The organism is Streptomyces sp. NBC_01166, assembly GCF_045039765.1.
Taxonomy (GTDB): Bacteria; Actinomycetota; Actinomycetes; order Streptomycetales; family Streptomycetaceae; genus Streptomyces.
In genome coordinates, this window is sequence record NZ_CP108613.1 from 1,641,792 (window position 1) to 1,668,430 (window position 26,639).

General features: G+C 71.3%; 26 protein-coding genes and 6 tRNA genes. 9 read left to right on the forward strand and 23 right to left on the reverse strand.

The genetic code is table 11. From position 1 onward, the window contains the following. Nucleotides 1-20: 20 nt before the first annotated feature. The 5 genes from OG379_RS07500 to OG379_RS07520 all read right to left on the reverse strand — a co-directional run bounded on the left by OG379_RS07500 (nt 21) and on the right by OG379_RS07520 (nt 3,982). On the reverse strand, nt 21-881 hold the full coding sequence (locus OG379_RS07500; RefSeq protein WP_405660576.1) for a carbohydrate ABC transporter permease: 861 nt from the start codon (nt 879-881) through the stop codon (nt 21-23). Beyond that, complete coding sequence (locus tag OG379_RS07505) at nt 878-1,861, reverse strand: carbohydrate ABC transporter permease (protein ID WP_405668429.1); 984 nt, start codon at nt 1,859-1,861, stop codon at nt 878-880. Before OG379_RS07505 ends, OG379_RS07500 begins: the two co-directional genes overlap by 4 nt. A gap of 19 nt (nt 1,862-1,880) precedes the next feature. After that, the gene (locus tag OG379_RS07510; protein ID WP_405660578.1) at nt 1,881-3,167 is read right to left on the reverse strand and encodes an ABC transporter substrate-binding protein; all 1,287 of its coding nucleotides are present in this window, start codon (nt 3,165-3,167) and stop codon (nt 1,881-1,883) included. A 233-nt stretch (nt 3,168-3,400) separates the two neighbouring features. Continuing rightward, nucleotides 3,401-3,472 (reverse strand) — tRNA-Val (locus OG379_RS07515). A gap of 54 nt (nt 3,473-3,526) precedes the next feature. Further along, nucleotides 3,527-3,982 carry a TIGR02611 family protein gene (locus OG379_RS07520; protein WP_393758333.1) on the reverse strand — a complete coding sequence of 152 codons (456 nt, stop codon included), beginning with the start codon at nt 3,980-3,982 and terminating at the stop codon, nt 3,527-3,529. Nucleotides 3,983-4,172: 190 nt separating this feature from the next. Between OG379_RS07520 and OG379_RS07525 the strand changes: the two genes are divergently transcribed. Further along, a complete protein-coding gene (locus tag OG379_RS07525; RefSeq protein WP_003959770.1) occupies nt 4,173-4,586 on the forward strand; it encodes an SsgA family sporulation/cell division regulator in 414 nt (137 codons plus the stop codon). Nucleotides 4,587-4,981: 395 nt separating this feature from the next. Further along, entirely contained in the window at nt 4,982-5,539 is a 558-nt protein-coding gene (locus tag OG379_RS07530; protein WP_405660581.1) for a CGNR zinc finger domain-containing protein, read from the forward strand. A gap of 136 nt (nt 5,540-5,675) precedes the next feature. Here OG379_RS07530 and OG379_RS07535 read toward each other — a convergent pair whose 3' ends face one another. The 3 genes from OG379_RS07535 to OG379_RS07545 form a co-directional block, all read right to left on the reverse strand. After that, the gene (locus OG379_RS07535) at nt 5,676-5,831 is read right to left on the reverse strand and encodes a hypothetical protein (RefSeq protein ID WP_356712427.1); all 156 of its coding nucleotides are present in this window, start codon (nt 5,829-5,831) and stop codon (nt 5,676-5,678) included. 166 nt (nt 5,832-5,997) lie between these two features. Next, nucleotides 5,998-7,017, reverse strand: a complete 1,020-nt coding sequence (locus OG379_RS07540) for a LacI family DNA-binding transcriptional regulator (RefSeq protein ID WP_405660584.1) — start codon at nt 7,015-7,017, stop codon at nt 5,998-6,000. A gap of 318 nt (nt 7,018-7,335) precedes the next feature. Further along, a complete protein-coding gene (locus OG379_RS07545) occupies nt 7,336-7,797 on the reverse strand; it encodes a hypothetical protein (RefSeq protein WP_405660586.1) in 462 nt (153 codons plus the stop codon). A gap of 154 nt (nt 7,798-7,951) precedes the next feature. On the opposite strand from OG379_RS07545, the gene OG379_RS07550 reads away from it, so the two are divergent. After that, nucleotides 7,952-8,467 (forward strand): DsbA family protein, encoded by a 516-nt coding sequence (locus OG379_RS07550; RefSeq protein ID WP_401630311.1) that lies wholly within the window; start codon nt 7,952-7,954, stop codon nt 8,465-8,467. Nucleotides 8,468-8,505: 38 nt separating this feature from the next. Here OG379_RS07550 and OG379_RS07555 read toward each other — a convergent pair whose 3' ends face one another. From OG379_RS07555 to OG379_RS07565, 3 genes are read right to left on the reverse strand one after another with little or no spacing between them, the layout of a single operon-like run. Further along, a complete protein-coding gene (locus OG379_RS07555) occupies nt 8,506-9,342 on the reverse strand; it encodes a GNAT family N-acetyltransferase (RefSeq protein ID WP_405660588.1) in 837 nt (278 codons plus the stop codon). A 60-nt stretch (nt 9,343-9,402) separates the two neighbouring features. Beyond that, nucleotides 9,403-10,224, reverse strand: a complete 822-nt coding sequence (locus OG379_RS07560) for an aminotransferase class IV (protein WP_393758322.1) — start codon at nt 10,222-10,224, stop codon at nt 9,403-9,405. Next, a complete protein-coding gene (locus OG379_RS07565) occupies nt 10,221-11,273 on the reverse strand; it encodes a chorismate-binding protein (RefSeq protein WP_405660590.1) in 1,053 nt (350 codons plus the stop codon). The genes OG379_RS07560 and OG379_RS07565 overlap by 4 nt, the downstream gene beginning before the upstream one ends. 144 nt (nt 11,274-11,417) lie before the next feature. Between OG379_RS07565 and OG379_RS07570 the strand changes: the two genes are divergently transcribed. The 5 genes from OG379_RS07570 (at nt 11,418) to OG379_RS07590 (ending at nt 11,863) form a co-directional block, all read left to right on the forward strand. Continuing rightward, nucleotides 11,418-11,490 (forward strand) — tRNA-Gly (locus OG379_RS07570). A gap of 37 nt (nt 11,491-11,527) precedes the next feature. After that, nucleotides 11,528-11,601 (forward strand) — tRNA-Cys (locus OG379_RS07575). Nucleotide 11,602: 1 nt separating this feature from the next. Continuing rightward, nucleotides 11,603-11,674, forward strand: a tRNA-Val gene (locus tag OG379_RS07580). A gap of 19 nt (nt 11,675-11,693) precedes the next feature. Further along, nucleotides 11,694-11,765, forward strand: a tRNA-Val gene (locus OG379_RS07585). Nucleotides 11,766-11,788: 23 nt separating this feature from the next. Further along, a tRNA-Val gene (locus OG379_RS07590) sits at nt 11,789-11,863 on the forward strand. Nucleotides 11,864-12,016: 153 nt separating this feature from the next. On the opposite strand, the gene OG379_RS07595 is transcribed toward OG379_RS07590, so the two are convergent. The 6 genes from OG379_RS07595 to OG379_RS07620 form a co-directional block, all read right to left on the reverse strand. Beyond that, on the reverse strand, nt 12,017-13,366 hold the full coding sequence (locus OG379_RS07595; RefSeq protein WP_393758318.1) for an OFA family MFS transporter: 1,350 nt from the start codon (nt 13,364-13,366) through the stop codon (nt 12,017-12,019). Nucleotides 13,367-13,495: 129 nt separating this feature from the next. Further along, on the reverse strand, nt 13,496-13,804 hold the full coding sequence (locus OG379_RS07600) for a zf-TFIIB domain-containing protein (protein WP_362929328.1): 309 nt from the start codon (nt 13,802-13,804) through the stop codon (nt 13,496-13,498). Nucleotides 13,805-13,867: 63 nt separating this feature from the next. Beyond that, the gene (locus tag OG379_RS07605; protein ID WP_405660594.1) at nt 13,868-14,830 is read right to left on the reverse strand and encodes a phosphotransferase family protein; all 963 of its coding nucleotides are present in this window, start codon (nt 14,828-14,830) and stop codon (nt 13,868-13,870) included. A gap of 242 nt (nt 14,831-15,072) precedes the next feature. Beyond that, nucleotides 15,073-15,279, reverse strand: coding sequence for a hypothetical protein (locus tag OG379_RS07610; RefSeq protein ID WP_362929332.1), 207 nt, complete (start codon nt 15,277-15,279; stop codon nt 15,073-15,075). A 291-nt stretch (nt 15,280-15,570) separates the two neighbouring features. Continuing rightward, nucleotides 15,571-15,693 carry a hypothetical protein gene (locus OG379_RS07615; protein WP_405660596.1) on the reverse strand — a complete coding sequence of 41 codons (123 nt, stop codon included), beginning with the start codon at nt 15,691-15,693 and terminating at the stop codon, nt 15,571-15,573. Nucleotides 15,694-15,790: 97 nt separating this feature from the next. Next, nucleotides 15,791-16,036, reverse strand: coding sequence for a hypothetical protein (locus tag OG379_RS07620; RefSeq protein ID WP_393758310.1), 246 nt, complete (start codon nt 16,034-16,036; stop codon nt 15,791-15,793). 205 nt (nt 16,037-16,241) lie between these two features. Here OG379_RS07620 and OG379_RS07625 point away from each other — a divergent pair, with 205 nt between their 5' ends. Beyond that, nucleotides 16,242-17,597 carry a protein kinase domain-containing protein gene (locus OG379_RS07625; protein WP_405660598.1) on the forward strand — a complete coding sequence of 452 codons (1,356 nt, stop codon included), beginning with the start codon at nt 16,242-16,244 and terminating at the stop codon, nt 17,595-17,597. Here OG379_RS07625 and OG379_RS07630 read toward each other — a convergent pair. The 6 genes from OG379_RS07630 to OG379_RS07655 all read right to left on the reverse strand — a co-directional run bounded on the left by OG379_RS07630 (nt 17,570) and on the right by OG379_RS07655 (nt 26,596). Beyond that, nucleotides 17,570-18,394, reverse strand: a complete 825-nt coding sequence (locus OG379_RS07630; RefSeq protein WP_393758306.1) for a TrmH family RNA methyltransferase — start codon at nt 18,392-18,394, stop codon at nt 17,570-17,572. The genes OG379_RS07625 and OG379_RS07630 overlap by 28 nt on opposite strands. Before the next feature lie 60 nt (nt 18,395-18,454). Further along, nucleotides 18,455-19,708, reverse strand: coding sequence for a uroporphyrinogen-III C-methyltransferase (gene cobA / locus OG379_RS07635; protein ID WP_405660601.1), 1,254 nt, complete (start codon nt 19,706-19,708; stop codon nt 18,455-18,457). 245 nt (nt 19,709-19,953) lie between these two features. Beyond that, nucleotides 19,954-23,256, reverse strand: coding sequence for a nicotinate-nucleotide--dimethylbenzimidazole phosphoribosyltransferase (gene cobT, locus OG379_RS07640; protein ID WP_405660604.1), 3,303 nt, complete (start codon nt 23,254-23,256; stop codon nt 19,954-19,956). Nucleotides 23,257-23,588: 332 nt separating this feature from the next. Continuing rightward, a complete protein-coding gene (gene cbiE, locus OG379_RS07645) occupies nt 23,589-24,803 on the reverse strand; it encodes a precorrin-6y C5,15-methyltransferase (decarboxylating) subunit CbiE (RefSeq protein ID WP_405660606.1) in 1,215 nt (404 codons plus the stop codon). A 145-nt stretch (nt 24,804-24,948) separates the two neighbouring features. Next, on the reverse strand, nt 24,949-25,587 hold the full coding sequence (locus tag OG379_RS07650; protein ID WP_356712390.1) for a GNAT family N-acetyltransferase: 639 nt from the start codon (nt 25,585-25,587) through the stop codon (nt 24,949-24,951). Nucleotides 25,588-25,729: 142 nt separating this feature from the next. After that, on the reverse strand, nt 25,730-26,596 hold the full coding sequence (locus OG379_RS07655) for a MetQ/NlpA family ABC transporter substrate-binding protein (RefSeq protein ID WP_405660610.1): 867 nt from the start codon (nt 26,594-26,596) through the stop codon (nt 25,730-25,732). Nucleotides 26,597-26,639 lie beyond the last annotated feature (43 nt).

Here is a 26,639-nt window from a genome sequence, read left to right on the forward strand (position 1 = left end):
GGGTCTTCGTCGCCACGGTGTCAGCCCTTCAGGCCCGAGGTGGCCATGCCGTCGATCAGGTACCGCTGGAAGGCCACGAAGAAGGCCAGCACCGGGAGCAGCGCCACGAGTGACATGGCGACCATGCCGCCGTAGTCCGCGACCGCGTCCTGGTCGATGAACATCTTCAGCCCCAGGGAGACGGTGTATTTGTCCGGCTCGTTGAGGTACAGCAGGGGGCCCATGAAGTCGTTCCAGGCGTTGATGAACGTGAAGATCGCACTGGTGACGAGCGCCGGCCGGCAGAGCGGCATGACGATGGACCAGTAGGTCCTCAGGTGCCCGCAGCCGTCCAGCCGTGCCGCCTCGTCGAGCTCCTTGGGCAGTCCGCGCATGAACTGCACCATCAGGAAGACGAAGAAGGCGTCGGTGGCCAGGTACTTGCCGATCAGCAGCGGGGTGAAGGTGTTGATCAGCTCCAGCTTCTGGAACAGGACGTACTGCGGAATGATCAGTACGTGGTACGGCAGCAGGAGGGTGCCGATCATGACGGCGAACATGATGTTGCGGCCGGCGAACCGCACCTTGGCGAAGGCGTACGCGGTCAGCGAGCAGGACAGCACGACGCCGATCACGGAACCGATGGCTATGTAGGCCGAGTTCAGGAAGAACGTCGAGATGGGGATGGAGGCGATGCCCTCGGTGAGCCGGGCGTAGTTGTCACCGATCGGGTCCACCGGGAACAGGTCCAGGCCACCGATGATGTCGGCGCTGGGCTTGAACGAGGCCCCGATCGTCCACACCACCGGGTAGAGGACCACGGCGAGGATGACGAGCGCACCGAGGTGCCAGGCGAGTGCCCCGGGTCCCCGGCGGCGTACTGCTGCTGTCAGGAGACTCATCGGCCGCCCTCCTCGTAGTGCACCCAGCGCTTCTGGGACCAGAACAGCACGGCGGTGACCAGTCCGACCGCGAGCAGCAGCAGCCATCCCATGGCCGAGGCGAAGCCCATGCGGCTGTTCACGAAGCCTTGTTCGTACAGGTAACAGGTGTAGACGAGCGTCGCGTCGGCCGGTCCGCAGCTGCCGTTGCTGACGATGTAGGCCGAGCCGAAGATCTGGAACGAATGGATGGTCTCCAGCAGGACGTTGAAGAACAGGACGGGCGAGATCATCGGCAGCGTGATGTGGAAGAACCTGCGCCAGGGGCCGGCTCCGTCCACCTCGGCCGCTTCGTACAGTTCGCGCGGGACCTGCTTGAGGCCGGCCAGGAAGATGACCATCGGCGCGCCGAACTGCCACACGGTGAGGGCGATCAGCGCGTAGATGATCATCGCTGGATCGCCGATCCAGCCGCCGACCTCGAAGCCGAACACCTTCTGCGTACGGTCGACGATCGCGTCGTCCGAGAACAGCGCGCGCCAGACGATGGCCGCCGAGACGCTCGCCCCGATGAGGGACGGGGCGTAGAAGGCCGCGCGGTAGAAGGACTGGCCCCACCGCTTCTGCGCGAGCAGCATCGCGACGGCGAGTGCCGCGGCCAGCTTGACCGGGGTGCCGATCAGCACGTACCAGGAGGTGACCTTGACCGACTGGCGCCAGCGGGGGTCCGCGAACATGTCGGTGAAGTTCTGGAGGCCGATCCAGCGCGGGGCCTCGAACAGGTTGTACTCGGTGAACGACAGGTACAGCGAGAACACCATCGGCCCGGCGATCAGGAACAGGAAGCCCGCGATCCAGGGCGACATGAACAGATAGCCGGCCAGGTTCTCGCCGCGGTCCCGCCGCTTCTGTGCGGGGGGCGGCGCGCTTCCTCCGGGACCGTTCCGCTTGGCGGCGGAGCGGTCGTCCCCGGCTGCGAGCACGCCCGGGGAGGTGCGGATGTGAGTCACCTCGGTCCTCTCAGTTCGAGCCGAGGGCGGTCTTCGCCTCGGAGAAGAACTGCTTCACGGAGTCCTTCGGCGAGGTCTTGCCCAGGGACAGGTCGGCGCCGATGCGCAGGAAGGCCGCCTCGATGACGTCGGCGCCTGCCGGGTGCGGGGTGATCGGCTCCAGGACACCCGCGTCGGCGATCGCGGTCTCGTACGCGCCGATGGCCTTGCTGGGGGCGTCGGCGGGCTGGTAGGCCTCGAACTGCGCCGTGGTGGCGGGCACTCCGCGGTCGTATCCCATGATCCGGGCGACCTCGGGGTCGTGGGTCATGAAGCTGATGAAGGTGGCCACCTCGGCGGGGTGCTTGGTCCGCGCCGTGCCGCTCAGCATCAGCGAGCCCAGGTACTGACCGGTCTTCTTGCCGTCGGTGCTCGGGATGGGCGCGAGGCCGTAGCTGCTCTTGCCCTCCGCGCTGTAGCGGACCGAGAAGTTGTCCCAGGTGAACTCACCGGCGGACAGGCCCTTGGCGGTGGCCGACGCGGGCTTGAGCTGCTCGACCTTGTTGGGGTCGGCGTAGAGCCCCGACTTGACCCGCTCGAGGGCCTCGGTCCAGTACGGCAGCAGTTCGTCCTCGCCGAAGCCCATGCCGTCCTCGGTGAAGAAGGCCTTGCCGTTCTGGCGGAGGATCAGGTCGTACAGGTACATCACACCGTGCGGGCCGGCGTCACCGGCGATCTCCTGGCCGCGCTTGATCTTCTCCAGACCGGCCAGCCAGTCGTCCCACGTCCAGCCGATCTCGGGGGTGATGCCGGCCTTCTCGTACACCTTCTCGTCGATGACCAGGGCCATGGAGTTGCTGCCGACCGGCACGCCGAGCAGCTTGCCGTCGATCTCGGCGAACTTCTCCAGCCCGGAGCGGAAGCCGCCGAGGTCGAGGTTGCCCTTCTCCGCCTGGGGGCCGAGGTCGAGGAGAACGTTCTTCGCCTCGTACTTGCGCAGGAAGGTCACGGCGTTCTGGATGACGTCCGGGGGGTTGCCGCCGGCCGCCTGGGTGTTGAACTTCTTCCAGAAGTCCGCGTACTGCTGGAAGTCCGTCTTCACCTTGATCTTCGGGTGCTTCTTCTCGAAGAGGGTGACGCACTGCTGGACCTTCTTGGCACGGTCGTCCGCGCCCCACCACGAGTGCCGGATGGTGACCGGACCGCCGGAACCGCCGCTGCCCGAGCCGCAGCCGGCCGCGGTCAGGCCGAGACCGGCCGCAGAGAGGCCGGCCAGCTTCAGCAGCTGCCGCCGGTCCATGCCGTTGTTCCGAGACATAGCTCGCCCCCACCGTTCACATTGAATCGTTTTAGAAAGCGCTTGCTGGGTCAAAGTAGGGAGCGGCAGGGGGCGCGTCAACGGTTAGGACGAAATTTCGGCGACCGGACGACGGGCCGAACAGGCGACCGGGCGACAGGCCGAACAAACGGTGAGGGCGGCGCCGACGGGCGCGCCCGGAAACGCCGATGGCCCGGAAGCTTCTCAGAAGCTTCCGGGCCATCGGTCCGGGGTGGGCGATACTGGGTTCGAACCAGTGACCTCTTCGGTGTGAACGAAGCGCTCTCCCACTGAGCTAATCGCCCCGGCGCACGGCACACATTACCCCATGTCAGCGGCGCCTCCGGACCACTACCGGGTCACTGCTCGATCTTCCACGGCATCACTATGCCGAACTTCCAGACGTAGATCCCGACCAGCACCGCGATGATCACGAGCCCCACCGTGGTGAGGATGATGTTGCGCCGCCGGACCTTGGGGTCGAGGGCGCGCTGCGCGGCCTCCGTGACCTTGCGGCGGGTCCAGCGCAGGACGAGCTGCGCCCAGACGAATTCGGTCGCCCAGATCGCCATGCCGCCGAAGATCACCAGCCACCCCGGGCCCGGCAGCGGCAGCATCACGATGCCCGCGCCGACCACGGCGAGACCGACGACGAAGATCCCGACCTGCCAGCTCAGGTGGAGAACTCTCGATCCCTTGATGAACCCGGGCGCTCTCGAGCCCAGCTCGCGCTCCGCCGTCCGTCCGTCCCCCGCAGCGGAACTGCCGGCCGCCGGCGCGGCGACCTCTTCCCGCTCGTCACTCTCCGCGTTCATGGAGCCCAACCTACCGGAACGTCGATCGTCACCGGAATGGACGCATGACCCAAAGTTACACACCGCCGCACGAGCGACCTGAAGCATCACAAATAGGTCAGAGGGGTTTACAACGGCACCGTAGGTGGCATGTCGATTTCGCCGACGTGCGAATCCCCGAGCGCACACTGAGCGAAAGGCCCTGGCGCTTATGAACACCACGGTCAGCTGCGAGCTGCACCTGCGCCTCGTTGTGTCGAGCGAGTCCTCACTGCCTGTACCCGCGGGCCTGCGGTATGACACGGCCGACCCCTATGCCGTGCACGCCACCTTCCACACCGGAGCGGAGGAGACGGTCGAATGGGTTTTCGCCCGTGACCTCCTTGCCGAGGGGCTGCACCGGCCCACCGGCACCGGAGACGTCCGCGTCTGGCCATCACGTAGTCACGGTCAAGGCGTCGTCTGCATCGCACTGAGCTCCCCTGAGGGAGAAGCCCTGCTGGAAGCCCCGGCACGGGCCCTGGAGTCGTTCCTGAAGAGGACCGACGCCGCGGTCCCGCCCGGCACCGAGCATCGTCACTTCGATCTCGATACGGAGCTCTCACACATCCTGGCCGAGAGCTGAGCCAGGCCGAGAGCTGCGGGACGCCGTCCGACTCGGGGAGACGGCGTCGCGCGGACAACCTCATAGGGCAGGCACCGGCGCCGTCGCCGCGGAACCCACCGCGGCGGCGGCGCTGTGCGCGGGGGCGGGACGAACGCGGCGGGGGCGAGCAGGCGCGCCGGGGGTCGGCCGGCCCTCGCCACACCCGCACCATCCGCACCACGCGCCTCACCTCTGCCGCAGGAACCGCTTCCGGGGCCGCCGGAGCGGCCCGTGCGCTCCGCGGCGCCGTCCGGCCGGGAAAAGGGACCACCCTCCCCCGCCGAGCCCGTACCGGCCCCTGAGCGCCTCCGGCGAGCCAGTAGAGTCAGCCCGCATCGGTGGACGCCCGTCCGCCGGAGGCCAGGGAGCGAAGCGTGCTGATCCCACACGACACCAGGATCGCCCTCGAAACGGTGGTCGATCTGGTGAACACCGCGCCGGAGAGCGAGTCGGGCGACGGGCTCGCGGAGCTCACCGCGCTCTACGCCTTCGCGGAGCGCCACCACATCAGCGGCGTCGGAACCCTCGGCGACAAGGACCTGCGCGCCGTGCGGGACGTCCGGGGCCGGTTCGCCGAGATATTCGCCGCGCCCGACGCCCGCACGGCCGCGGACCTCGTCAACAGCCTGGTGGCCGCGGCCGGGACCACCCCGCAGCTCACGAATCACGACGGCTACGACTGGCACGTCCACTACTTCGCACCGGACGCCTCCATCGCGGACCACCTCGCGGCCGACTGCGGCATGGCCCTGGCCTTCATCGTCGTGGCGGGTGAGCAGGACCGGCTGCGGCGCTGCGAGGCCCCGGACTGCCGGGACGCCTTCGTCGACCTGTCGCGCAACCGCTCCCGCCGCTACTGCTCCAGCCGCACCTGCGGCAACCGGCTCCACGTCGCCGCGTACCGGGCCCGCCGCCGGGAAGCCGCGCGCTGAACCCTCCGCGGGCGGGCGGTGCGGCCGTCCCCGGGAGGGGGGCGGCCCTGCAGGACGGTGGGCGTCCGGGTGCGGCGGCCGTTCACGGCGGAAGGATCGCGGCGGCCGTTCACGGCGGAAGGATCGCGGCGGCCGCTCACAGCAGGAAGAGATCGTGCAGTGCGGCCATCAGCAGCAGGCCGCCGACGACCGTCAGGAAGATCATCAGCGGCGGCTGGGAAAGCGCGAAGAGGCAGCCACGCGGCTCTTCGGCGGGGGGTGCGGGGACGTCGCCCCGGGATGTGTCCACCATCTCGTAGTGATCATGACGCAGAGCGGACCCTGTTGGCGATCAACAAAGCTTTTCCCAGGGCGAGTTCACACACTCCAGGATGAATGGGAATCGCTCTCGCGTCCGAAGGTCCCGCATGCGTTCGCTCCACGTGTCCCCGCGCCGGGGCCCCGGCCCTCGTGTGGTGTCAGCGCGGGGCGGCGCTGGAGGCGCGTACGACGAGTTCCGGCTGGAGGACCACGCTGCGGTGCCGGTGGCTGCCGTCCCCGTCGTCCGCCTCCTCCAGGAGGAGCTCCGCCGCCATCCTGCCCATCACCACGGCGGGCTGCCGGACCGAGGTGAGAGGCACGGCGGCGGCCGCGGCGAACTCGATGTCGTCGTAGCCGACGATGGCGACGTCCTGCGGCACCCGCACGCCGGCGGCGTACAGCGACTGCAGGACACCGAGCGCCAGCAGGTCGTTGGCGCAGAACACGGCGGTCGGCCTGGGCACGAGGCCGAGGAGCCTGGCCCCCGCGTCGCGGCCGGCCGCCACATCCAGGCGGTCGGAGGGGATCTCCACGAGCGCCTCGGGGCCGAGCCCCGCCTCGGCGAGCGCCGCGAGGGCACCTTCGCGGCGGTCCCTGATCTGGTGGAGATCACCGGGCCCGCTCACATAGGCGACGGACCGGTGGCCCGCGGAGACGAGATGCCCGACGGCGAGCATGCCGCCTCGCACGTCGTCCACCGAGACGGCGCAGCTGTCGGTGGAGGCTGCCACGCGGTCGACCAGCACATAGGGGATCCGGTGGCGGGCGAAGGCTTCGAGGTTGCCGCCGGTGGCGTCGGCCGGGGTGACCAGCACGCCGCAGACCCGCTGCTCGGCGAAGAGCCCGAGATATTCGGCTTCCTCCTCCGGGCTCTGGCCGCTGTTGCAGACCATCACCCCGAGACCGGCCTCCCGGGCCGCTCGCTCGGCGCCGCGCGCGACGTCCACGAAGAACGGGTTGCCCATGTCCAGCACGAGCAGGGCCATGATGCGGCTGCGGCCCGCCCTGAGCTGCCTGGCCGACTCGCTGCGTACGTATCCGAGTTCCTCGATCGCCGCCAGCACACGGGCCCGGGTGTCGGGAAGCACCGCCTCGGGACGGTTGATCACATTGGAGACCGTGCCCACCGAGACTCCGGCCTGCCGGGCCACGTCCTTGATCCCTGCCACACGCCCCACTTGCCCTGCCCCACTGATGCCGTCCGGCCGCCGCGCGTCGGCGCCGGTCCCTGATCCTCGGACGGACGTCCAGCACGGTCCGTCACGCCGTCGCCCGGGCCGCGCCCACCGGATTGAATTGTTTCAATCCGCTCGGGACGCTAACCGCATCCACGGGATACCGTCAAGATCGGGGCGGCGCAACCCCGAGAATACCCAGACCCGGCACAGGCGTCGGCATTCCGCTGCCCGGGGTCGGCCATGAATCGATTCACGCCCCTTGCGTGCCACAGCTTCCTGTCCCCGGACCTCTCCGGACGGGACGGCCCGGGCGGCCTGTCAGATCCCGTGCTTCTTCAGAATGGCCTCGATGTCACTGAAGTCGTCACCGGGCGCGGCAGCCTGCTGCTGCCTCTTCGGCTTCTCCCGCGCCTGCTGGGACGTCGCTCCCGCACCGGAGGTCAGCGAGGGTGACGACGCGCCCGGCGCCACCGCGGCGCCCTGCTCCGCCGCCCGCGCGGCCTTGCGCTCCTTGCGGGTCGAGCCACTTCGGCGCTCCACCGCGCGCGTGGTCATGAAGAGCAGCCAGGCCACGGCAAGCAGCCCGAAGCCGATCCAGACGCTCGGCTTGAAGACGATGCCCGACACCCACTCGACGACACCGGTCATCACCAGCCCCACGGGCACGAGCGAGTAGGCGGCGATCCGGGTCGCCGTGAGGAACCGCTTTCGGTACGCGGTGATCGCGGCGATGCCCAAACCGGCCGCCGACACCGCGGAACAGATGGTCTCGGCAAGCATCGGTGCCTCCAGCGATCGGGATACGTCCCTTCCATCCTGCACCGGTCACTGCCACAGGGGCCACGGCGCGGGCCCACATCAGGGACATTTCAGGGCCGCGGTCCTCCCCAGGTCCCGATTGGGAAGCGGGGGTCCGGCCTGAAAGACTGGTTTCATGAGCGATTCCCCCTCCGCCGCACCGGTCGTCCTCGACCTCTGGTGCGAGCTCGAGTGCCCCGACTGCCACCGGGCCCTCTCCGACGTCCACGCCCTGCGCGCCCGCTACGGCGACCGGCTGGAGGTACGGCTGCGCCACTTCCCGCTGGAGAAGCACAAGCACGCGTACGCCGCGGCGCAGGCCGCCGAGGAGGCCGCCGTCCAGGGCAAGGGGTGGCCGTACATCGAGGCCGTCCTGGCCCGCACCGCCGACCTCGCACGCGCGGGCGAGCCCCTGCTGCTCGAGGTGGCGGGCGAACTGGGCCTGGACGCCGAGGAGTTCGACACCGCCCTGATCGACGGACGGCATCTGCTGATCGTGGACGCGGACCAGGCCGAGGGCAAGGCGATCGGCGTCACGGGGACCCCGACGTACGTGATCGGTGACGAGCGGCTGGACGGCGGGAAGAGCCAGGACGGGCTGCTCGCGCGCATCGAGGAGATCGCCGACCGCCTGCTCGCCGGGCAGGGCTGACAGCCCGGCGCTGTCGGCGGCCGGGCGTCGCCGGCCGGTTACAGCGCCTTGGCCAGGTTGTACTGCGTCACCTCGTAACCGAGCGACTCGTACAGCCGCAGCGCGGGTGTGTTGTCCGCGAAGACGTGCAGGCCGAGGAGGCCGAGGCCGGCGTCGAGCGTGATCTCCTCCGCCAGGTGCATCAGCGCCCGGCCGTATCCGCGCCCCCGGTACTCCTCGCGCACCTCCACGTCGAAGACGTATCCGAGGTCGTCACCGTCCGGCACGTCACGACGCGCCACCCAGACATAGCCGAGGACGGCGCCGTCGTGGACGAGGACGTGGAAGTACATGCCGGGGGTGGCCAGGCCGTCCGGCAGGTTGGTGGCGTGGTCCGTCTCGGACTTGCGCCGCGCCTGCTCCTCCGGGACGCCGCGCTCCACCCACTCCTGCGTGTACGTGTCGACGCTGGTCGCCGCCCACGCGGCGTACTCCTGCTCCGTCATGGGACGTCCGGTGACCCCGGCGGGCAGTGCGGGGGCGGTCCGCCGGAGGGTCTTCAGCATGTTGCGGCTGCGCTCGTTGTAGCCGAGTACGGTCGCCAGGGCGCGGGCGGCATGGTTGTCCACGGGGGCCACCAGGCGGACCTGCGTACAGCCCCAGCCGCGGAGCACCTCCTCGGCGGCGAGCGCGGCGATGGTCCCCCGGCCACGCCTCCGGTGCGCCTCGTCGATGCCGAGCGACTGGAGTATGCCCGCCGAGGCGCCGAACGCCGGATCGGTGGAGATGGCGACGGCACCCACGGGCCGCCCGTTGTCGCACACGTCGTACGTCCGTGTCCGCACGCCGTCGGCGCCTTGCTGGACCGGCTCGGCCGGCCGGATGGTCGTGGTCATCAGGTCGTTCTATCCGCTGGGCGGCGGGCCGTCACCCCTTTTTCGGTTCCGGTTCCGGACTCACGGGTCGAGATCCTCCGCCGCGCGCTCGTCGAAGACCCGCATGGCCTTCGCCGTCACGGGCCCCGGAGCCCCGGGCAGCTCACGCGCGTCGACCCGGTGGACGGCCTGGATGTCGCGGAGCGTGGAGGTCAGGAAGATCTCGTCGGCCCGCTCGAGCACGTCCAGCGGGAGGTCGGTCTCCTGCGCACCCGTCCACTCCACGGCCAGCGCGCGGGTGATCCCCGCGAGGCACCCCGAGGTGATGGGCGGCGTGTGGATCCGGCCGTCGAGGACGACGAAGACGTTCGATCCGGTGCCCTCGCAGAGCTGCCCGACGGTGTTGGGGAAGAGCGCCTCCGAGGCGCCCCCCTCGTGGGCGCGCGCGAGAGCGACGACGTTCTCGGCGTACGAGGTGGTCTTGAGCCCTGTCACCGCGCCGCGTTCGTTGCGCGTCCAGGGGACGGTCACCACGGCGGTGCTGTCGGGGCGGCGCGTCGTCCCGCCCAGCGCGACGACCAGGCTGGGCCCGGCGTTCCCGCGGTCGGAGCCGAGCGGCGAGAGACCACCGGTGCAGGTGATCCGGAGCCGGCCGAGCTCCATGGGGTTGGCCTCGACGACCGCAGCCACCGCGTGTCGGACCTCGTCGTGATCGGGGTCCGTCAGGCCCATACCCCTGGCCGAGCGCGTCAGCCGGTCGAGGTGCCGGGTGAGGGCGAAGGGGCGGCCCCCGGCGACCTTGACGGTCTCGAAGATGCCGTCCCCCACGGTCAGCCCGTGATCGAACACGGACAGCCGTGCGTCGTCCGCGTCGTACAGTCCGCCGTTGACCCAGATCCTCATGACGCGGTTCTCCCTGTCTCCTCGTAGGCTCCCGACGCTACAGCGAGCAGCCGGGATGCCTTGAGCTCGGTCTCTGCCCATTCGCGTGCCGGGTCGGATCCCCAGGTGATGCCGGCTCCGGTGCCGAAGCGGAGAAGGGGGGCGGGCCCGGTCCGGTCGATCCAGAAGGTCCGTATACCGACGGCCAGTTCCGCCGTGCCCCGGTCGGCGTCCACCCAGCCGACCGCTCCGCAGTACGGGCCGCGGGGAGCCGTCTCCAGAGCTTCGATGATCCCCAGCGCGCTGGACTTCGGCGCGCCGGTGACGGATCCGGGCGGAAACGCGGCGGTAAGCAGCTCCGGCCAGCCGGCGCCGTCGGCGAGCCGTCCGCGCACGGTGGAGACGAGGTGGACGAGCCCGGGATGCTTCTCCACTGCGCAGAGGTCGGGGACGCTCACGCTGCCGGGTACGCAGACCCGGCCCAGGTCGTTGCGGACCAGATCCACGATCATGACGTTCTCCGCGTGGTCCTTCTCCAGCAGATCGTCCTCGGTGCGCCCGGTGCCCTTGATGGGGCCGGACTCGACCGTCCGGCCGTCCCGTGCGAGGAAGAGCTCGGGAGAGGCGGTGGCGATCTCCACACCGTGGTCCGGGAGCCGGATCGTTCCCGCGTAGGGCGCCGGGTTGCCGCGGGCGAGCAGCGCCGTGAGCGCGTCCACGTCGGCCCGGGGGCCGGGCAGCGGCGCGGACAGGACCCTGCAGAGGTTGGCCTGGTAGACCTCGCCGGCCGCGATGTGTTCACGGATCCGTCGCACCCCGGCCATGTAGGCCTGCTCGTCGAGAGAGGAGGTCCACTCCTCAGGGGAGGGCCCTCGCCAGGCCCCGGGCACGGGGAGGGGGACCTCTTCGGACCGCACAGTGGCGAAGCGGGCACAGACCAACCGGCCTTCGAAATCCGCACATACCGCCCAAAAGCCGGACGATTCAAGAGCTGCTGGGTCGCTGGTGACATCCAGCAGGCCGGAGGCGACGAGGCCACCGAAGCGGGCAAGGGGGGTGAGGTCGCGCACGTGACCGAGTCTAAGGCGGCACGCGGTGACCTGCGGCGGGCGACGGTGGCGCAGCACGCTGCGCAAACGCGTTTTTGTGCTGGCCCGGGAATCGGCTAGAGTTCAACACGTCGCCGGGACGCGCAAGCGGTCCGGGAAAGACAAGCGGACGTAGCTCAGTTGGTAGAGCGCAACCTTGCCAAGGTTGAGGTCGCCAGTTCGAACCTGGTCGTCCGCTCGCAGTAGATGGGGGATCTTCCCGAACCCCCGTCCCTGGTGGAGTGGCCGAGAGGCGAGGCAACGGCCTGCAAAGCCGTCTACACGGGTTCAAATCCCGTCTCCACCTCCAAGGACGATTAGCTCAGCGGGAGAGCACTTCCCTGACACGGAAGGGGTCACTGGTTCAATCCCAGTATCGTCCACCGGTCCGCAAGGACCCCCGCGCGATTAGCTCAGCGGGAGAGCGCTTCCCTGACACGGAAGAGGTCACTGGTTCAATCCCAGTATCGCGCACGCAGTACACGCAGGGTCACCCTGCGCGATTAGCTCAGCGGGAGAGCGCTTCCCTGACACGGAAGAGGTCACTGGTTCAATCCCAGTATCGCGCACCAGCCGAAACCCCCGGTCGTCTCGACGACCGGGGGTTTCGTCGTGGGCGGGGGCGGGCTCAGCCGGTGAAGAGCTGGGTGGCCTTGCGGACGAGCTCGTACAGTCCGTAGGCGAACGGCAGGGCGACCCAGAGCCAGGCGAACGCCATGAGGGGCTTACGAGTGCTGGTGGACACGGGGGCTCCCTTCCGGTGCCTCGTGGAAGCGTGCGTTGACCGGGCGTATGCATTCGTTGGCGACGAAGCCGACGACCAGCAGCCCGATCATGATCGTCAGGGAGGTCGTGTAGAGGCTGGGGCCGCTGTGCCCTGCCCGCTCCCCCGCGTCCGCGACCCGGTTGACGATCAGCGGGCCGAGGACGCCGGCCGTGGACCAGGCGGTCAGCAGGCGGCCGTGGATGGCTCCCACCTGGTAGGTGCCGAAGAGATCCTTCAGATAGGCCGGCGCGGTCGAGAACCCGCCGCCGTAGAAGGAGAGGATCACCAGCGCGCAGCAGATGAAGAGCGGCTTGGAGTCGTCCCCCAGCTGGGCGATGACCACGTACATGAGCGCGCCGACGCCGAGGTAGATCCGGTACATGTTCTTACGGCCGATCAGGTCCGAGGTGGAGGACCACAGGAGGCGTCCGCCCATGTTGGCCAGTGAGAGCAGGGCGACGAAGCCCGCCGCCGCGGAGACCGAGACCGGGGTGGCGGTGTTCGCGAAGAAGTCCTGGATCATGGGCACGGCCTTCTCGAGGATGCCGATGCCCGCGGTGACGTTCATGCAGAGGACCACCCACAGGCACCAGAACTGCGGCGTGCGCAGGGCGTTGCGGGCGGAGACCTGGGCGTTGGTGACGAGCCTGCGGGTCTCCTGCTTCGGTTCCCAGCCGTCGGGGAGCCAGCCGTCCGGCGGCACCCGCACGAGGACGACGCCGAGTGCCATGAACGCGGCGTAGACGACACCGTGGACGAGGAAGGCCGTGGCGATGCCGGAACGGTCGGTCCCGAAGCTCTCCAGCATCCCGGTGGACCAGGGTGAGGCGATGAGGGCGCCGCCGCCGAATCCCATGATGGCGATGCCCGTGGCCATGCCGGGCCGGTCGGGGAACCACTTGATGAGGGTGGAAACCGGCGAGATGTAGCCGATGCCGAGCCCTATGCCGCCGATGAATCCGTAGCCGAGGACGACGAGCCAGTACTGGCCGGTGGAGGCGCCCAGCGCGGCGACGAGGAAGCCGGAGGAGAAGCAGACGAGGGAGACGAACATCGCCCAGCGTGGGCCGTTGCGTTCGACGAGGGTGCCGCCGAAGGCGGCCGAGAGGCCGAGCATGACGATGCCCAGCTGGAACGGGAGAGCACTGGCGGTGCCCGAGAGGTCGAGAGCGGACTCGAGCGGGGGCTTGAACACGCTCCAGGCGTAGGCCTGTCCGATGGAGAGGTGCACGGCGAGCGCGGCGGGCGGTACGAGCCAGCGGCTCCACCCCGGGGGCGCGACAGTCCGGGACCTGTCGAGGAAGTTCATGGATCCGCACTCTAGGCATCAGCCATGGCCGTGACTAGATCATGAGAGGAAGTCGGTCGACCGTATGCAATGCGGGCCCGGGCACCGGCCCGGACCCGCCCTGCGGCACTACCCGCTCAGAATCCGCGGTCAGGAGCTGAACAGCATCCGGCCGAAGCTCTTCTGACGGTGGTGGCCGCCGTAGTGACCGCCCTGGTGCGGCGCTCCCCAGGCGGGGGCCGGTGCCGCGGGGTACGGCTGCTGAGCGGCGGGGTAGCCCTGCTGCGGGGCGGGCGGCGCGGGCGGGGCCTGCTGCGCCCACTGCGACTCCAGGCGGGTCAGGGACTCCAGCTCGCCGTAGTCGAGGAATATCCCGCGGCAGCCGCTGCACTGCTCGATCTGCACACCGTTGCGGTTGTACGTGTTCATCTGCGCATGACACTTGGGGCACTGGATCATCGGGTGGACTCCTCAGGTCGTGGCGGCGTCGCCGGATACATGCCCGGCGGCGCACGCTTCACCCTACGACGCGTATTCGGACGCCAACTCGGGCGGGAGGGAAGCAATTCGGACACATGCGTCGATCATCAACTGTTCCACCTCATCCGGACTGCGGCCCTCCGCCGCGGACTTGGCGAGTGCGAGGGCTGCCGTCTGCACCGTGAGCGCTCGTGCCGCGACGTCCAGCTCGGGCCACGGGTCCCCTTCGGCCCGTACGGCGGGGCCGCCGGACTCCCGGTAGGTGTCGAGGAAGCGCAGCCAGATCTCGGGCGACAGCAGGCCGGCGGCGTACCAGGCCGCGGGCCGCGCCAGGTCCCAGGCGGGGTCGCCCAGGCCGGTGTCGTCGATGTCGATCAGCAGCCAGGGGCCGCGCCGCGCGGGGTGCCGCACGAGCTGGCCGAGGTGGAGATCGCCGTGGCAGAGGAAGCCGTCCCGGTGCTCCGGTGTCGGCTGCTCGGCGCGGGCCCAGCCGGGCAGCCCTCGCCAGGCGGCCAGCACGGGGCCGGCAGCCGGGTCACCGGGGCGGGCGGCGCTCATCCGCGCCACGGCCCGGGCGGCCTTGACCGGACCGCGCATCGGCGGGAGCGGATGGGGCGGCGGGGTGCGGTGCAGCCGGGCCAGAAGGGCGGCGGCTTCCTCCCAGGGGGCCGCGTCCGGGTCCGAGGGGTCGACGGGTGAGCCGTACGGCCAGAGGCTCACGGTGCGGCCCTGGGCGCTGTCCGGTGGCACGTCCGGGGCGGGCAGCGGCGGGAGCAGGATCCCCGCCAGCCGGGGAGAGGCGGCCAGGGACAGGCGGGCCGCCAGGGCTGCGGGGTCCGAGTCCGGGGCGTGCGCCTTGGCCACGTGCCGGCCGCTGCGGACCACCGTGGCGTCGGGCCGGTCCGCGAGCACCTGGGGCGGCGCGCACACGCACGGCGTGGTGCCGGCGTGGACGCTGCCGTGCGCGAGCTCGCCCAGCGCGCGTACGACAGGGGTGGTGGTCATCTGACGGCTCCCGCGGAGGTGATCGGCCGGCCCGCGGCCGGTCCCGGCGGCGATCGTACGCGGCCGCCGGTGCCGTGGCGGGCGACGGGCCGCCGCGGCGGCGGAACGGGTCCGGACAGCGCGATGTCCGGCCAGCTCCCCAGCTGGCCGGACAAACGCTGCCGTCCGCCGCACCCCCGTCCCCACGGGGCTGTTGGCCGGATGTCCCGGTCCGGACCGCTCTTCCGGACCCGGGGCGCCGCTCAGCGCCCCAGCATCACGCCCACGGACGACGCCTGTGTGACCACTGCGTCCCAGCCGCCGAAGACGACGACCAGCAGGGCCGCCAGGGGAAGGACCATGGCTGTCGCCACCAGGGGGTGGCGCGTACCGGACGCGCGTACGCCGAACGAGGCGTATGCCCTGCGTCCCTGCGTGCGGATGATCGTCCGCGCGGCCGTGTCCGCCATGGTTCCTCTCCTGACCTGTTCCGGAGCGGCGGGCGTCTGGCCTCGGGGGACGAGTTCCACGCCCGCCGCTTGACTTCAAGATTAGGGAGACGGAAGACCCCCGTCGTCATGCCCGCGTACCGAATGCCGGGCCTCCCGGAGGATGAGCCGACCGCCCCCGGTGTACTCCCCTGGGTGGAGAAACGGTGATGGCCGCGGCACCCGGCACCTAGGGGTTGTCGTTCGGGTCAGGCCGGCATGATCCGAACGACAGGCCTCAGGGTCCGCTCCGGCCGGAGGTCGCTTCCGGGGTCAGGCCTCGGCGTTCGCCATCGGGAGCAGCCGGTCGAAGACGGCCGCGTCGGCCCGGATCACGACGGAGGCCTTCGTGTCCCGCAGCGCTCCCCGGGCGGTCAGCGCTGCGGGCCGATGCACGGAGGATCATCGGTCCGGGTCGGTCCGGGTCGGTCCGGGTCGGTCCGGGTCGGTCCGGAGGCGGGAGGCCTGGCCGGACCGACGCGGAGGAGGCGCGCTAGGCGTCGAGGGAGCGCTCGGAGGCGTCCTCACGAGGGACCGGCTGTTCCACCAGGGCGAGCACCCTGGTCGCCATGAACCGGGCGGTACGGACAACTGATCCACTTCGGGTGACTTCACTCACTTCCACCACCCCCCGGCGGACCGCTGTCTCCACCCTTCGGCCTGCCCTGGAGGCCACCACTTCGTACGTCCTGGTCGTGTCACCCGCGTCCACGACTATTTCCACACGATCGCCCTTCATTGATCCAATCCCCCTTATGCGACGGTCCTTTGAGATCTCGCACGGGCCACGGAGCCTGGATCCCCGGCTCCCTGACCACTCCTCAATTCTCCCACCGGGCACTGACAATCGATGGGCCGGTGAGGGCGCGGCCTCTGAGCGCGCCGCGCCACGGGTACGTAAGCTGTGCCTCGTCAGGCGGACCGGCAGCGGGGATGGGCAGACGATGGCGATGATGCGGCTCCGGCGCGAGGACCCGCGTGTCGTCGGCTCGTTCAGGCTGCACCGGCGACTGGGCGCGGGCGGCATGGGCGTCGTCTACCTGGGTTCCGACCGTCGGGGCCAGCGGGTGGCGCTGAAGGTGATCCGGCCCGATCTGGCGGAGGACCAGGAGTTCCGCTCGCGTTTCGCGCGCGAGGTGTCCGCCGCCCGGAGGATCCGCGGCGGCTGTACGGCCCGGCTGGTGGCCGCCGATCTGGAGGCGGACCGTCCGTGGTTCGCGACGCAGTACGTACCGGGTCCCTCGCTGCACGACAAGGTCGTCGAGGAGGGCCCTCTCTCGGCGGCCGAGGTGGCCTCGATCGGGGCGGCGCTCTCGGAGGGGCTGGTGGCGGTGCACGAGGCCGGTGTCGTCCACCGTGACCTGAAGCCGTCCAACATCCTCCTCTCCCCCAAGGGCCCCCGGATCATCGACTTCGGCATCGCCTGGGCGACCGGGGCCAGCACGCTCACCCACGTGGGGACTGCCGTCGGCTCGCCGGGCTTCCTGGCGCCCGAGCAGGTGCGCGGTGCGACGGTGACCCCCGCGACGGACGTGTTCTCGCTGGGCGCCACCCTGGCCTACGCGGCGATGGCGGACTCGCCCTTCGGGCACGGAAGTTCCGAGGTGATGCTCTACCGCGTGGTGCACGAGGAACCTCATCTGTTCGATGTGCACGACGCGCTCGCCCCCCTCGTACGGGCCTGTCTGGCGAAGGACCCGGAGGAGCGGCCGAGCACCCTGCAGCTCTCCATGCGGCTCAAGGAGATCGCCGCCCGGGAGGCGCAGGGGCTGCAGGAGCGCCGTCCGCCCGCCCAGCGGAGCGCACAGGAGCTGGACCGGCCGACCGGCCGGATGGAGGGCCCGTACACCGAACAGGCGACCCGGCACACGGCCGGGGGGTCCGCGCACGAGTCACGCGCGCCGGGCGGCCGGCGCCCCGCGTCGTCGCGCCCGGCGGCCCCTCGCACCGGTGGCTCGCAGTCCCGGGCGGCGCGGGGCGGCCCACGCTCCGGTCAGCAGCCCCAAGGGTCCAAGGGCACGAACGGCAGGCAGGCCTCGAGGCCCGGCGTCCGGACGACCTCCGCGGGTAAGGGCGGGAAGCGGCGGCCGGCCAACCCACGGCTGCTGCGCCAGCGGCTCGTCGTCTTCGTCGTGGTGACGCTGCTCGTCGCGCTGGGCATCGCGGCCGCCCAGGGCTGCCAGGGCCCGGCGCGCGGGCTGGGGGGTTCGCCGTCGCAGACGTACGACGGGGCCGCCGCCGGCCCCGCGCACGAGAGCGGGGCGGCTCCGGCTCAGGCGGATCCGGCCCGGGTCGCGTAGAAGGCGACGGCGGAGGCCGCGGCGACGTTGAGCGAGTCGACCCCGGCGTCCATCGGGATGCGTACGTGGGCGTCGGCCGCGACGAGCGCCCCGGGCGTGAGGCCGTCGCCCTCGGTGCCGAAGACGAGCGCCAGCTTCTCGTGCTGCTGTGCGACGAGTTCGTCCAGGGTGATCGACGTGTCGCTGAGGCAGAGTGCGGCGGTGGTGAAGCCCGCCTCGCGCAGTACGCCGACGTCCTCGGGCCATGACGTCAGGCGGGTCCAGGGGACGTGGAAGACGGACCCCATGGAGACCTTGACCGCCCTCCGGTAGAGCGGGTCGGCGCAGCGCGGGGTGAGCAGGACGGCGTCGACGCCGAGTGCGGCGGCGTTACGGAAGGCCGCTCCGAGATTGGCGTGGTCGACGATGTCCTCGAACACGGCGACCCGCCGTACGTCTCCCCGCTCCGGGGACAGCAGCGTGCCGACGTCGGGAAGCGGCTTGCGCTGCATGGACGCGAGGGCCCCACGGTGCACGTGGTAGCCGGTGACGCGTTCGGCGAGGGCCGGTGTGACCGCGTAGACCGGTGCGGTGGCCTCGTCGATCACATCGCGCATGACGTCGGTCCACTTGGCGGAGAGCATCATGGACCGCATCTCGTACCCGGCGTTCCCGGCACGCCGGATCACCTTCTCGCCCTCGGCGATGAAGAGGCCCTCGGCGGGTTCACGCCGTCGCCTGAGCTCGACGTCGGTCAGGCCTGTGTAGTCGCCCAGGCGCGGGTCGTCCGGGTCGTCGACGGTGATGAGTTCAGCCACGGGGTGCTACTGCCTTGTCGGGGTGGTGGGAGTGCGGGAGCGCGGCGGAGGTCCCGCCGCTCAGCCTTCGAGCCAGCCGGCCGGGTCCGTGGCGACGGCGACGACATCGCCGATGACGATGACGGCCGGGGGGCGCACCTCTTCCGTGACGACCCTCTCCCCGACGTCCGCGAGGGTCGCGTCGACCCGGCGCTGGGCTGCCGTGGTGCCCTCCTGGACGAGGGCCACCGGGGTGTCGGGGGCCTTGCCGTGGGCGATGAGGGCCTGGGAGATGGCGCCGATCTTGTCGACGGCCATCAGGAGGACCAGGGTGCCGCGCAGCTGTGCGAGCGCCTTCCAGTCGACCAGGGACCTCGGGTCGTCGGGTGCCACATGACCGCTGACCACCGTGAACTCGTGCGCGACGCCCCGGTGGGTGACGGGGATGCCCGCCGCTCCCGGCACGGAGATCGAGCTGGAGATGCCGGGGACGACCGTGCAGGCGATGCCCTCGGCGGCCAGCGCCTGTGCCTCCTCCATGCCACGGCCGAAGACGAACGGGTCGCCACCCTTGAGCCGGACCACGGACCTGCCGGCCTTGGCGTGGTCGATCAGCGCCTGGTTGATCGCCTCCTGCGCCATGTACCGGCCGTACGGGATCTTCGCGGCGTCGATCACCTCGACGTGCGGCGGGAGCTCGTCGAGCAGGTCGCGGGGGCCGAGGCGGTCGGCGATGACCACGTCGGCCTCGGCGAGGAGACGGCGGCCGCGGACCGTGATCAGGTCGGGGTCGCCGGGGCCACCGCCCACCAGCGCGACACCGGGGGCGCGGGTGCGGTGGTGCGGGGCGGCGAGGGTGCCGTCGCGCAGGCCCTCCACGATCGCGTCGCGGACCGCGGCGGAGTGCCGGGGGTCGCGGCCCTGCGAGGTGGTGGTGAGGACGGCTACCGTGATGCCCTCGCTGCGGCCGGTGGCCGGGGTCCAGGCGGTGGCCGCCTCCGCGTCGTCGCTCCGGACGCACCAGGTGCGGGTGCGCTCGGCCTCGGCGGACGCGGCGTCGTTGGCGGCGGCGTCGGACGACGCGACGAGGGCGTACCAGGTGTCGGCGAGGTCGCCGTCCTGATACCTGCGGCGCTCCCAGCGGATCTCACCGGTGTCGGCCATCGCCTCGACGGACGCCGTCGCCGACGGGGACACCAGGGTGATGTCGGCCCCGGCCGCGATGAGGGCGGGCAGCCGGCGCTGCGCGACCTGGCCACCGCCGACGACGACGACGCGGCGCCCGTTCAGGCGCAGTCCGACGGGGTAGGCAGGGTGATCGTCATGCTCGGCCATGGTCGTGCGGGCTCCTCGTGCAGGGTGCGGTGTGCTGCGGGCCGCTGCGGCGGTGGAGCGGCGGTGACGTGGGCTGGGTGAGGCGGTGACGCGTGGGACCACGATACGGGGTGGTCGGTCCGGCACCCGGGCTGTGCGGCGGGCCGGCCCGGAGGCCCGGGTACGGCCGGCCGCGCCCGGTCGTGCCCGCGTGGGACCGTGTGGTGCCCGGACGGGCCGGCCGGGCGCGTCCGGGCACGTGGCGGCTACTTCTCCGTGACGCCCGCGGAGTCGAACGTCGCCACCTCGTGCATCGCGCGGGCGGCGCTCTGCACGATGGGGAGCGCGAGCAGCGCGCCCGTGCCCTCACCGAGGCGGAGGTCGAGGTCGACCAGCGGACGCAGACCCAGCTTGTTGAGCGCGGCTACATGGCCGGGTTCCGCGCTGCGGTGCCCCGCGATGCACGCGGCGAGCGCCTCGGGGGCGATCGCCCGGGCGACCAGCGCGGCGGCGCCGGCGCTCACACCGTCCAGGATCACCGGCGTACGGAGCGAGGCGCCGCCCAGGAGGAAGCCCGCCATGGCGGCGTGCTCCAGGCCGCCGACCGCGGCCAGTACGCCGATGGGGTCCGTCGGGTCGGGCTGGTGCAGGTCCAGGGCGCGGCGCACCACGTCGACCTTGCGGGCGTGCATCTCGTCGTTGATCCCGGTACCGCGCCCGGTCACCTCCGACGGGTCCAGGCCGCTGTAGACGCAGATCAGCGCGGCCGACGCGGTGGTGTTGGCGATGCCCATCTCACCGGTGAGCAGGCCCTTGTTGCCTGCCGCCACCAGGTCGCGGGCGGTCTCGATGCCCACCTCGATGGCCGCGAGAACCTCTTCGCGGGTGAGGGCCGGGCCCGTGGTGAAGTCGGCCGTTCCGGCGCGGACCTTCCTGGGCAGCAGACCGGGCGTCGCGGGGAGTTCGGACGCCACACCGACGTCGACGACGCAGACCTCGGCGCCGACCTGGGCGGCGAAGGCGTTGCAGACGGCGCCGCCACCGAGGAAGTTGGCGACCATCTGCCCGGTGACCTCCTGCGGCCACGCTGTGACGCCCTGGGCGTGCACCCCGTGGTCACCGGCGAAGATCGCGACGGCGGCGGGCTCCGGGATCGGAGGCGGGCAGAGCCGGGAGAGCCCGGAGAGCTGCGCGGAGATGATCTCCAGCATGCCCAGCGCGCCGGCGGGCTTCGTCATCCGCTTCTGGCGTTCCCAGGCCTCGCCGAGCGCCTTGGCGTCCAGCGGGCGGATGCCGGCGATGGTCTCCTGGAGGAGGTTGTGCGGCTCCTCGCCCGGCAGGGCGCGGCGGCCGTACGTCTCCTCGTGGACGACCCAGGACAGCGGGCGGCGCTTGGACCAGCCCGCCTGCATCAGTTCGGGCTCCTTGGGGAATTCGTCGACGTATCCGACGCAGAGGTAGGCGACGACTTCGAGGTGGTCGGGCAGGCCCAGCGCCCGGACCATCTCCCGCTCGTCGAAGAAGCTGACCCAGCCGACGCCGAGGCCCTCCGCGCGGGCCGCCAGCCACAGGTTCTCCACGGCGAGCGCCGAGGAGTACGGGGCCATCTGCGGCTGGGTGTGCCGCCCCAGGGTGTGGCGGCCGCCGCGGGTGGGATCGGCGGTGACGACGATGTTCACGGGCGTGTCGAGGATGGCCTCGATCTTCAGTTCCTTGAACTGCTTGGCCCGGGCCTTGGGCAGCGACTTGGCGTACGCCTCGCGCTGACGCTGGGCCAGTTCGTGCATGGAGCGGCGCGTCTCCGCGGAGCGGATGACGACGAAGTCCCAGGGCTGCGAGTGGCCGACGCTCGGCGCGGTGTGCGCGGCCTCCAGGACGCGGAGGAGGACCTCGTGGGGGATGGGGTCACTGCGGAAGCCGTTGCGGATGTCGCGGCGTTCACGCATGACCCGCAGGACGGCCTCGCGCTCGGCGTCGTCGTAGCCGGGGGCGGGGAGGGAGGCCGGGGCCTCGGCCTCGGCGGCCTCGGCGGGGGCTGTTTCGGCCTCCGCCTCCTCGGTCTCCTCCGGCGTCTCGACAGTGGCCGGGGTCTCCTGGACGACTTCCTCGGTGGGGGCCGGGGCCTCGGCCGCCGGGGCCGGGGCCTGGGCCACCAGGGGCTCGGCTTCCGGGGCCTCGGGCTCCAGGACCTCCGGGGTCACGGCCTCGGGGGTCTCGATGATCTCGGGTCCGGTGCCGGGCTCCGGCTCCGGCTCCGGCTCGGCCAGGATCTGGGGTCCGGCCTGCGGGACGACGAGGGACTCCGGCTCGGGCTCCGCGACCTGCTCGGGCGCGGCCTCGGGCTGCTGGACGGCGACCGGCTCCGGCGCCTCCACGGCCTCGGGCACGACCGGTGCGGGCTCCGCCACGGCGGGCGCGGGCTCGGCGGCCGGCTCGGGCTCGGCGACGGGTACGGCGGTCCCGGCCGCGGGGGTCGGGGCGAGGTGCGGAGCCGTCGGTACGGAGCCCTCCACGGGCACGAACTGCACCGCCGGCTCAGCCGGGGCGGCGGCCTCGACGGGCAGTTCGACGGGCACCTCGGCGGGAGCGTCGACCGGGACGGGGGCCGGGGTCTCCGCCAGGGCCTCTGCGGGACGCTCCTCCACCGTCTCCGGCACCGGCGCGACGGGAGTCTCCGGGATCACGGCCGCCACGGGCTCCGGGGCGACCGTTTCTGCGGGAGCGACGGGCGTGACGGGCGGGGCAGCCACGACGGGTTCGACCGGTTCGGCAGGCGCGGCATACTGCTCGACCGGTTCGGCGGGCGCGACAGCCGCGTCGGGTTCGACGAGTTCGGCGGGCGCGGCATGCTGTTCGACGGGTTCGACCGGTTCGGCGGGCGCGGCATGCTGCTCGGCGGGTTCGACCGGTTCGGCAGGCGCGGCATGCTGCTCGGCGGGTACCACGGGCTCCGCCACCGGAGGCTCCACCACCGTCTCGGGCGCCACGGCGGGCTCAGGCGCGCCCCACGCGGGCGCGCCCTGGGGCGGGATCTCGCCGAGCTGCGGGCCGGGCAGCATGGAAGCGTCGTCCGCCGGGACGTCGAAGTACTCGGGCCCGGTCGTCGGCGGTCCCGCGTGCCGTACGGGCATCGGGTTCTGCGGGCCGGCCGGCCCCCGGTCCGCGAGCGAGCGGACGACTCCCCCGGTCGGCGGCCCCCCGTAGGAGGGCGCCTCGGTGGAGGCGGGGCCGCGGTGCAGCGGACGCCGGGCCGGTGCGGCCGCGACCGGGACCTGCGCGGGCGCGTGCGCCGCGACCCGCACGCCGTTGAGGTCGGCGGCGCCGGACCCGTGGGTGCCGTTCACCGCCCCGTCGTGCGCCGGGAACTGCTCGGGCACGCCCGCCGGTGCGGCCGGAGCGTCGCTCCAGGCGCCCTGGGGCGCAGGCATCAGAAGGAGGTCGTCGTCCTCTGGTGTGTGCTCGGAGGGTTCGAGGTAGGTGTAGGCGTCCGGGGCGGGGACGCCCGGCTGCTCCACCATGCCTGCGTTCTCCGGCAGTCCCTCGCCCGGGATCTGGCCGGTGTCAGTCATGCGTACCCCTCGCCCATCGTCAGTGCTCCTTCGCCCTTCGCCCGGGATGCCCGAACCACGGCACGCCGGTGCTCGTCAACAAGAACGAGCGGGCTCCCCGCGCGGCACGAAACGCGCGCGGAGGTATACATTCTCGCGGCCGTTCGCCGCCGCGACAGACAGTTCTGCCTCGGCTCGCTGTGGACTGCGCCACGTTGCGCGTCCCCCGGTTACGCCGTACCACATCGCGGACCAAAACGGTCCACTTTTCCGGACATTGACGAACGAACCGTCGAACGGCCGGGCGCGGTACAACAATCGGTCAGCCTACCTCGCACTCCCCCGCGAACACTTCAGGGGGCGAGGTCGGTACGCACCGCGGAGAGCATGAACACGACGGAGCGTTCGCGTTCGGCCCAGACGGAGGTGTCCAGTTCGACGGACTGGAGCAGCGCGCATTCGACCAGGTATCCGTTCTCACCGAGCGCCGCGCCCAACGCCTCCGCCTCGTCCCGGTTCGAGGCGTGGGTGACGATGCGTTCCGGCCGACGGTCCGCGACCGCCGTGACCACGGGCACCCCGCCGCCCCCGATCCGTACGACATCGGGTTCGGGCAGGCTTTCCAGGACGTGCGGGGCGGTGCCCATGACGACCTGGACGCCGACCTGGAAGGTGCGGGCGGCGGCGGCCGTACGCGCGCAGGCGTCCGGATCGCTGTCCACGGCGAGCACAGCGGCGCCGAACCGGGCTGCTTCCACGGCGAGTGCGCCGCTGCCGGAGCCGATGTCCCAGACGAGATCGCCGGTACGCGGTCCGAGGCGGGCGAGCTGGGCTGCGCGCAGCCCGGGGAACTCCCCTTCGCCGGTCTCCCCCGCCCCGCCGTACACCGCGGGCGGCAGGGCCCAGCCGCGAGGGCCCTCGGGGCGGCGGCCGGCGATCCAGGCACTGTTGGCGGTGGTCTCGGGACCGCCGCCGATGACGATGACGACATTGGGGTCGCGCCAGGTGTGGTCGGCCGTCTTGTCGGAGGTGAGGACGGTGACCCGCTCGCGTACGGTGCCGAGCTCCTCGCAGATCACGAAGGTGCGGTGGACGTTCTCGAGCAGCAGCGCGAGCTCGGCCGGGCCGGCTCCGGGCGATGTGAGTACGGCGACCTTGTGGTGGGCGCGGATGACGTTGACCGCGCGGCGCAGGGTACGGGGGTGGGCGACGACGATCTGTGCGTCGTCCCACGGCATTCCGGCGCGGGCGAAGGCGGTGGCGACGGACGAGACGGCGGGGACGACCTCGACCTCGAGCCCGTGTTCGGGCTTGCGCAGGGTGCGTACGACGCCGAAGAAGCCGGGGTCGCCGTCGGCGAGGACCACGGCGCTCCCCCGGTGCCCGGCGATCCTGCGGGCGGCCAGGTCGACGCTGCCGAGGCGGACCCGTTCCGCGCGCTCGGGCACTTCGGGGAGCGCGAGGTGGTGCGCGGCGCCGGCGACGAGCGTGGCGGCCGAGAGCGCGGCTGTGGCCGCGCCGGTCAGTGGCGAGCCGTCCCAGCCGATCACCGTGACCCGGTCGGCCATCGTCGTCAGTCTCCTGGGGTGTGAGCAGGCAGGGTGTCTCCGCGGGATGCGCGGAGCAAGGGTGAGCGTATCCGGTCCGTACCAACGCCCTGCCGGGGGCTCCCGCCCCGGGAGCCAGGGTCTTTCGTCCGGAGCAGGACCCAGGTCAGTTCCAGTCGTTGTACGTGCCGTAGCCGCCCGCGTCGGCCAGCTGCTCGGCGACGCCCTCCAGGTCCTCGGGCAGGAGTCCCCACACGATGAGGTCGGTCCTGATGTCGGCCCAGCCTCCGTCCTCGGTGGCGGTCCTGGCTATGCGGGCGTTCCGCAGGACTCCCTCGCTGATGCAGCCCAGCTTCTGGGCGACCTGCTGGGAGGCCGTGTTCCCGGCGGGGGTGCGCAGTTCGATCCGTTCGAAGCCCTGGTCGCGGAAGAGCCACTCGGCGAGGGCCAGCACGGACTCGGTGGCGTATCCCTCGCCGCGCGCCCAGGGGGCGGTGATGTAGCGGACCTCGGTGGCCAGGGTGCGCCGGTCGGTGTTGAGGAGCCGCACGGAACCGACGAGGCGCTGGGTGAGGAACTCGGTGACGGCGAAGACGATGCCGTTGCCTTGGGAGCGTTCGGCCGGGGCGATCCTGCGGACCCACCGTTCGGCGTCGACCTGGGTGTAGGGGTACGGGGCTTCGGTCCAGGCGGTGACGAGCTCATCGTTCATCATCTCGATGTACGCCGGGACGTCCGCCATGTCGAAGGGGCGCAGCACCAACCTGTCCGTGCTGATGGAGATGGACGGGAAGGTGGTAGTCATGCGCAGCTCCATGCCGAAGACCGTGTAAAGCCACCAGCATGCAGCATCGGGGCGTGGATGCGCATGGCCGGGTCCGCACGGCGGAGCCCCGCACACCCTGGTGCGGGCGTGCGGGGCTCGTGGGGCAAGTGGTGCTGGGGTGTCAGGACTTGGCGGGCTCGCCGAAGGCGGGGACGATGGAGCCCTTGTAGGTGTCCTCGATGAACTTCTTGACCTCGTCGGAGTTCAGGAGCTTCGCGAGCTTCTGGACCCGGGGGTCGTCCTCGTTGCCGTCCTTGACAGCCAGGAAGTTGGCGTACGGGTTGCCCTCGGCCTTCTCCAGCACCAGGGAGTCCTGACCCGGCTTCAGGTCGGCCTCGATGGCGTAGTTGCCGTTGATGACGGCGGCGTCGACGTCGTCCAGGGCACGGGGCACGGTCGCGGCCTCGATCTCCTTGAACTCCAGGCCCTTCTTGTCCGTGATGTCGCTGAGCTTGGCGTTGGTGCCCACGCCGTCCTTGATGGTGATCAGCCCGTTCTCGGCGAGGAGCTGGAGCGCGCGGCCCTCGTTGGTGGTGTCGTTCGGGACGGCGACGGTCTGGCCGGCCTTGATGTCCTTCACGTCCTTGGCCTTCTTGGAGTAGAGGCCGAGGGGCTCCAGGTGGACGTTGACCACCGGGACGATGTGGGTCTTGTTCTTCTTGTTGAAGTCGTCCAGGTAGGGCTTGTGCTGGAAGAAGTTGGCGTCGACCTGGCCGTTCTCGGTGGCGGTGTTCGGCAGGACGTAGTCCGTGAACTCCTTGACCTCCAGCTTGAGGCCGGCCTTGTCCGCCAGGTTCTTCTTGACGTAGTTCAGGATGTCGGCGTGCGGCGTCGGGGACGCGGCGACGACGAGGGCCTTGGAGGTGTCGGCGTTGGCACCGGTCTCGCCCTTGGCGGCGGGGTCGGAGTCCGTACCGCAGGCGCTGAGGCCGAGGGCGAGGGCGGCGGCTGCGGCGGCGGCAGCGGTGATCTTGATGTTCTTACGCACGAAGAGTGCCTCTTTCTGGTGGTGGTGCGCCCGGACAAGGAGT

Coding starts and splice junctions, on each gene's coding strand:
- OG379_RS07500 (WP_405660576.1), bottom strand. CDS start 881: ATGAGTCTCCTGACAGCAGCAGTACGCCGCCGGGGACCCGGGGCACTC.
- OG379_RS07510 (WP_405660578.1), bottom strand. CDS start 3,167: ATGTCTCGGAACAACGGCATGGACCGGCGGCAGCTGCTGAAGCTGGCC.
- OG379_RS07520 (WP_393758333.1), bottom strand. CDS start 3,982: ATGAACGCGGAGAGTGACGAGCGGGAAGAGGTCGCCGCGCCGGCGGCC.
- OG379_RS07525 (WP_003959770.1), top strand. CDS start 4,173: ATGAACACCACGGTCAGCTGCGAGCTGCACCTGCGCCTCGTTGTGTCG.
- OG379_RS07535 (WP_356712427.1), bottom strand. CDS start 5,831: ATGGTGGACACATCCCGGGGCGACGTCCCCGCACCCCCCGCCGAAGAG.
- OG379_RS07545 (WP_405660586.1), bottom strand. CDS start 7,797: ATGCTTGCCGAGACCATCTGTTCCGCGGTGTCGGCGGCCGGTTTGGGC.
- OG379_RS07550 (WP_401630311.1), top strand. CDS start 7,952: ATGAGCGATTCCCCCTCCGCCGCACCGGTCGTCCTCGACCTCTGGTGC.
- OG379_RS07555 (WP_405660588.1), bottom strand. CDS start 9,342: ATGACCACGACCATCCGGCCGGCCGAGCCGGTCCAGCAAGGCGCCGAC.
- OG379_RS07560 (WP_393758322.1), bottom strand. CDS start 10,224: ATGAGGATCTGGGTCAACGGCGGACTGTACGACGCGGACGACGCACGG.
- OG379_RS07595 (WP_393758318.1), bottom strand. CDS start 13,366: ATGAACTTCCTCGACAGGTCCCGGACTGTCGCGCCCCCGGGGTGGAGC.
- OG379_RS07600 (WP_362929328.1), bottom strand. CDS start 13,804: ATGATCCAGTGCCCCAAGTGTCATGCGCAGATGAACACGTACAACCGC.
- OG379_RS07605 (WP_405660594.1), bottom strand. CDS start 14,830: ATGACCACCACCCCTGTCGTACGCGCGCTGGGCGAGCTCGCGCACGGC.
- OG379_RS07610 (WP_362929332.1), bottom strand. CDS start 15,279: ATGGCGGACACGGCCGCGCGGACGATCATCCGCACGCAGGGACGCAGG.
- OG379_RS07620 (WP_393758310.1), bottom strand. CDS start 16,036: ATGAAGGGCGATCGTGTGGAAATAGTCGTGGACGCGGGTGACACGACC.
- OG379_RS07625 (WP_405660598.1), top strand. CDS start 16,242: ATGGCGATGATGCGGCTCCGGCGCGAGGACCCGCGTGTCGTCGGCTCG.
- cobA (WP_405660601.1), bottom strand. CDS start 19,708: ATGGCCGAGCATGACGATCACCCTGCCTACCCCGTCGGACTGCGCCTG.
- cobT (WP_405660604.1), bottom strand. CDS start 23,256: ATGACTGACACCGGCCAGATCCCGGGCGAGGGACTGCCGGAGAACGCA.
- cbiE (WP_405660606.1), bottom strand. CDS start 24,803: ATGGCCGACCGGGTCACGGTGATCGGCTGGGACGGCTCGCCACTGACC.
- OG379_RS07650 (WP_356712390.1), bottom strand. CDS start 25,587: ATGACTACCACCTTCCCGTCCATCTCCATCAGCACGGACAGGTTGGTG.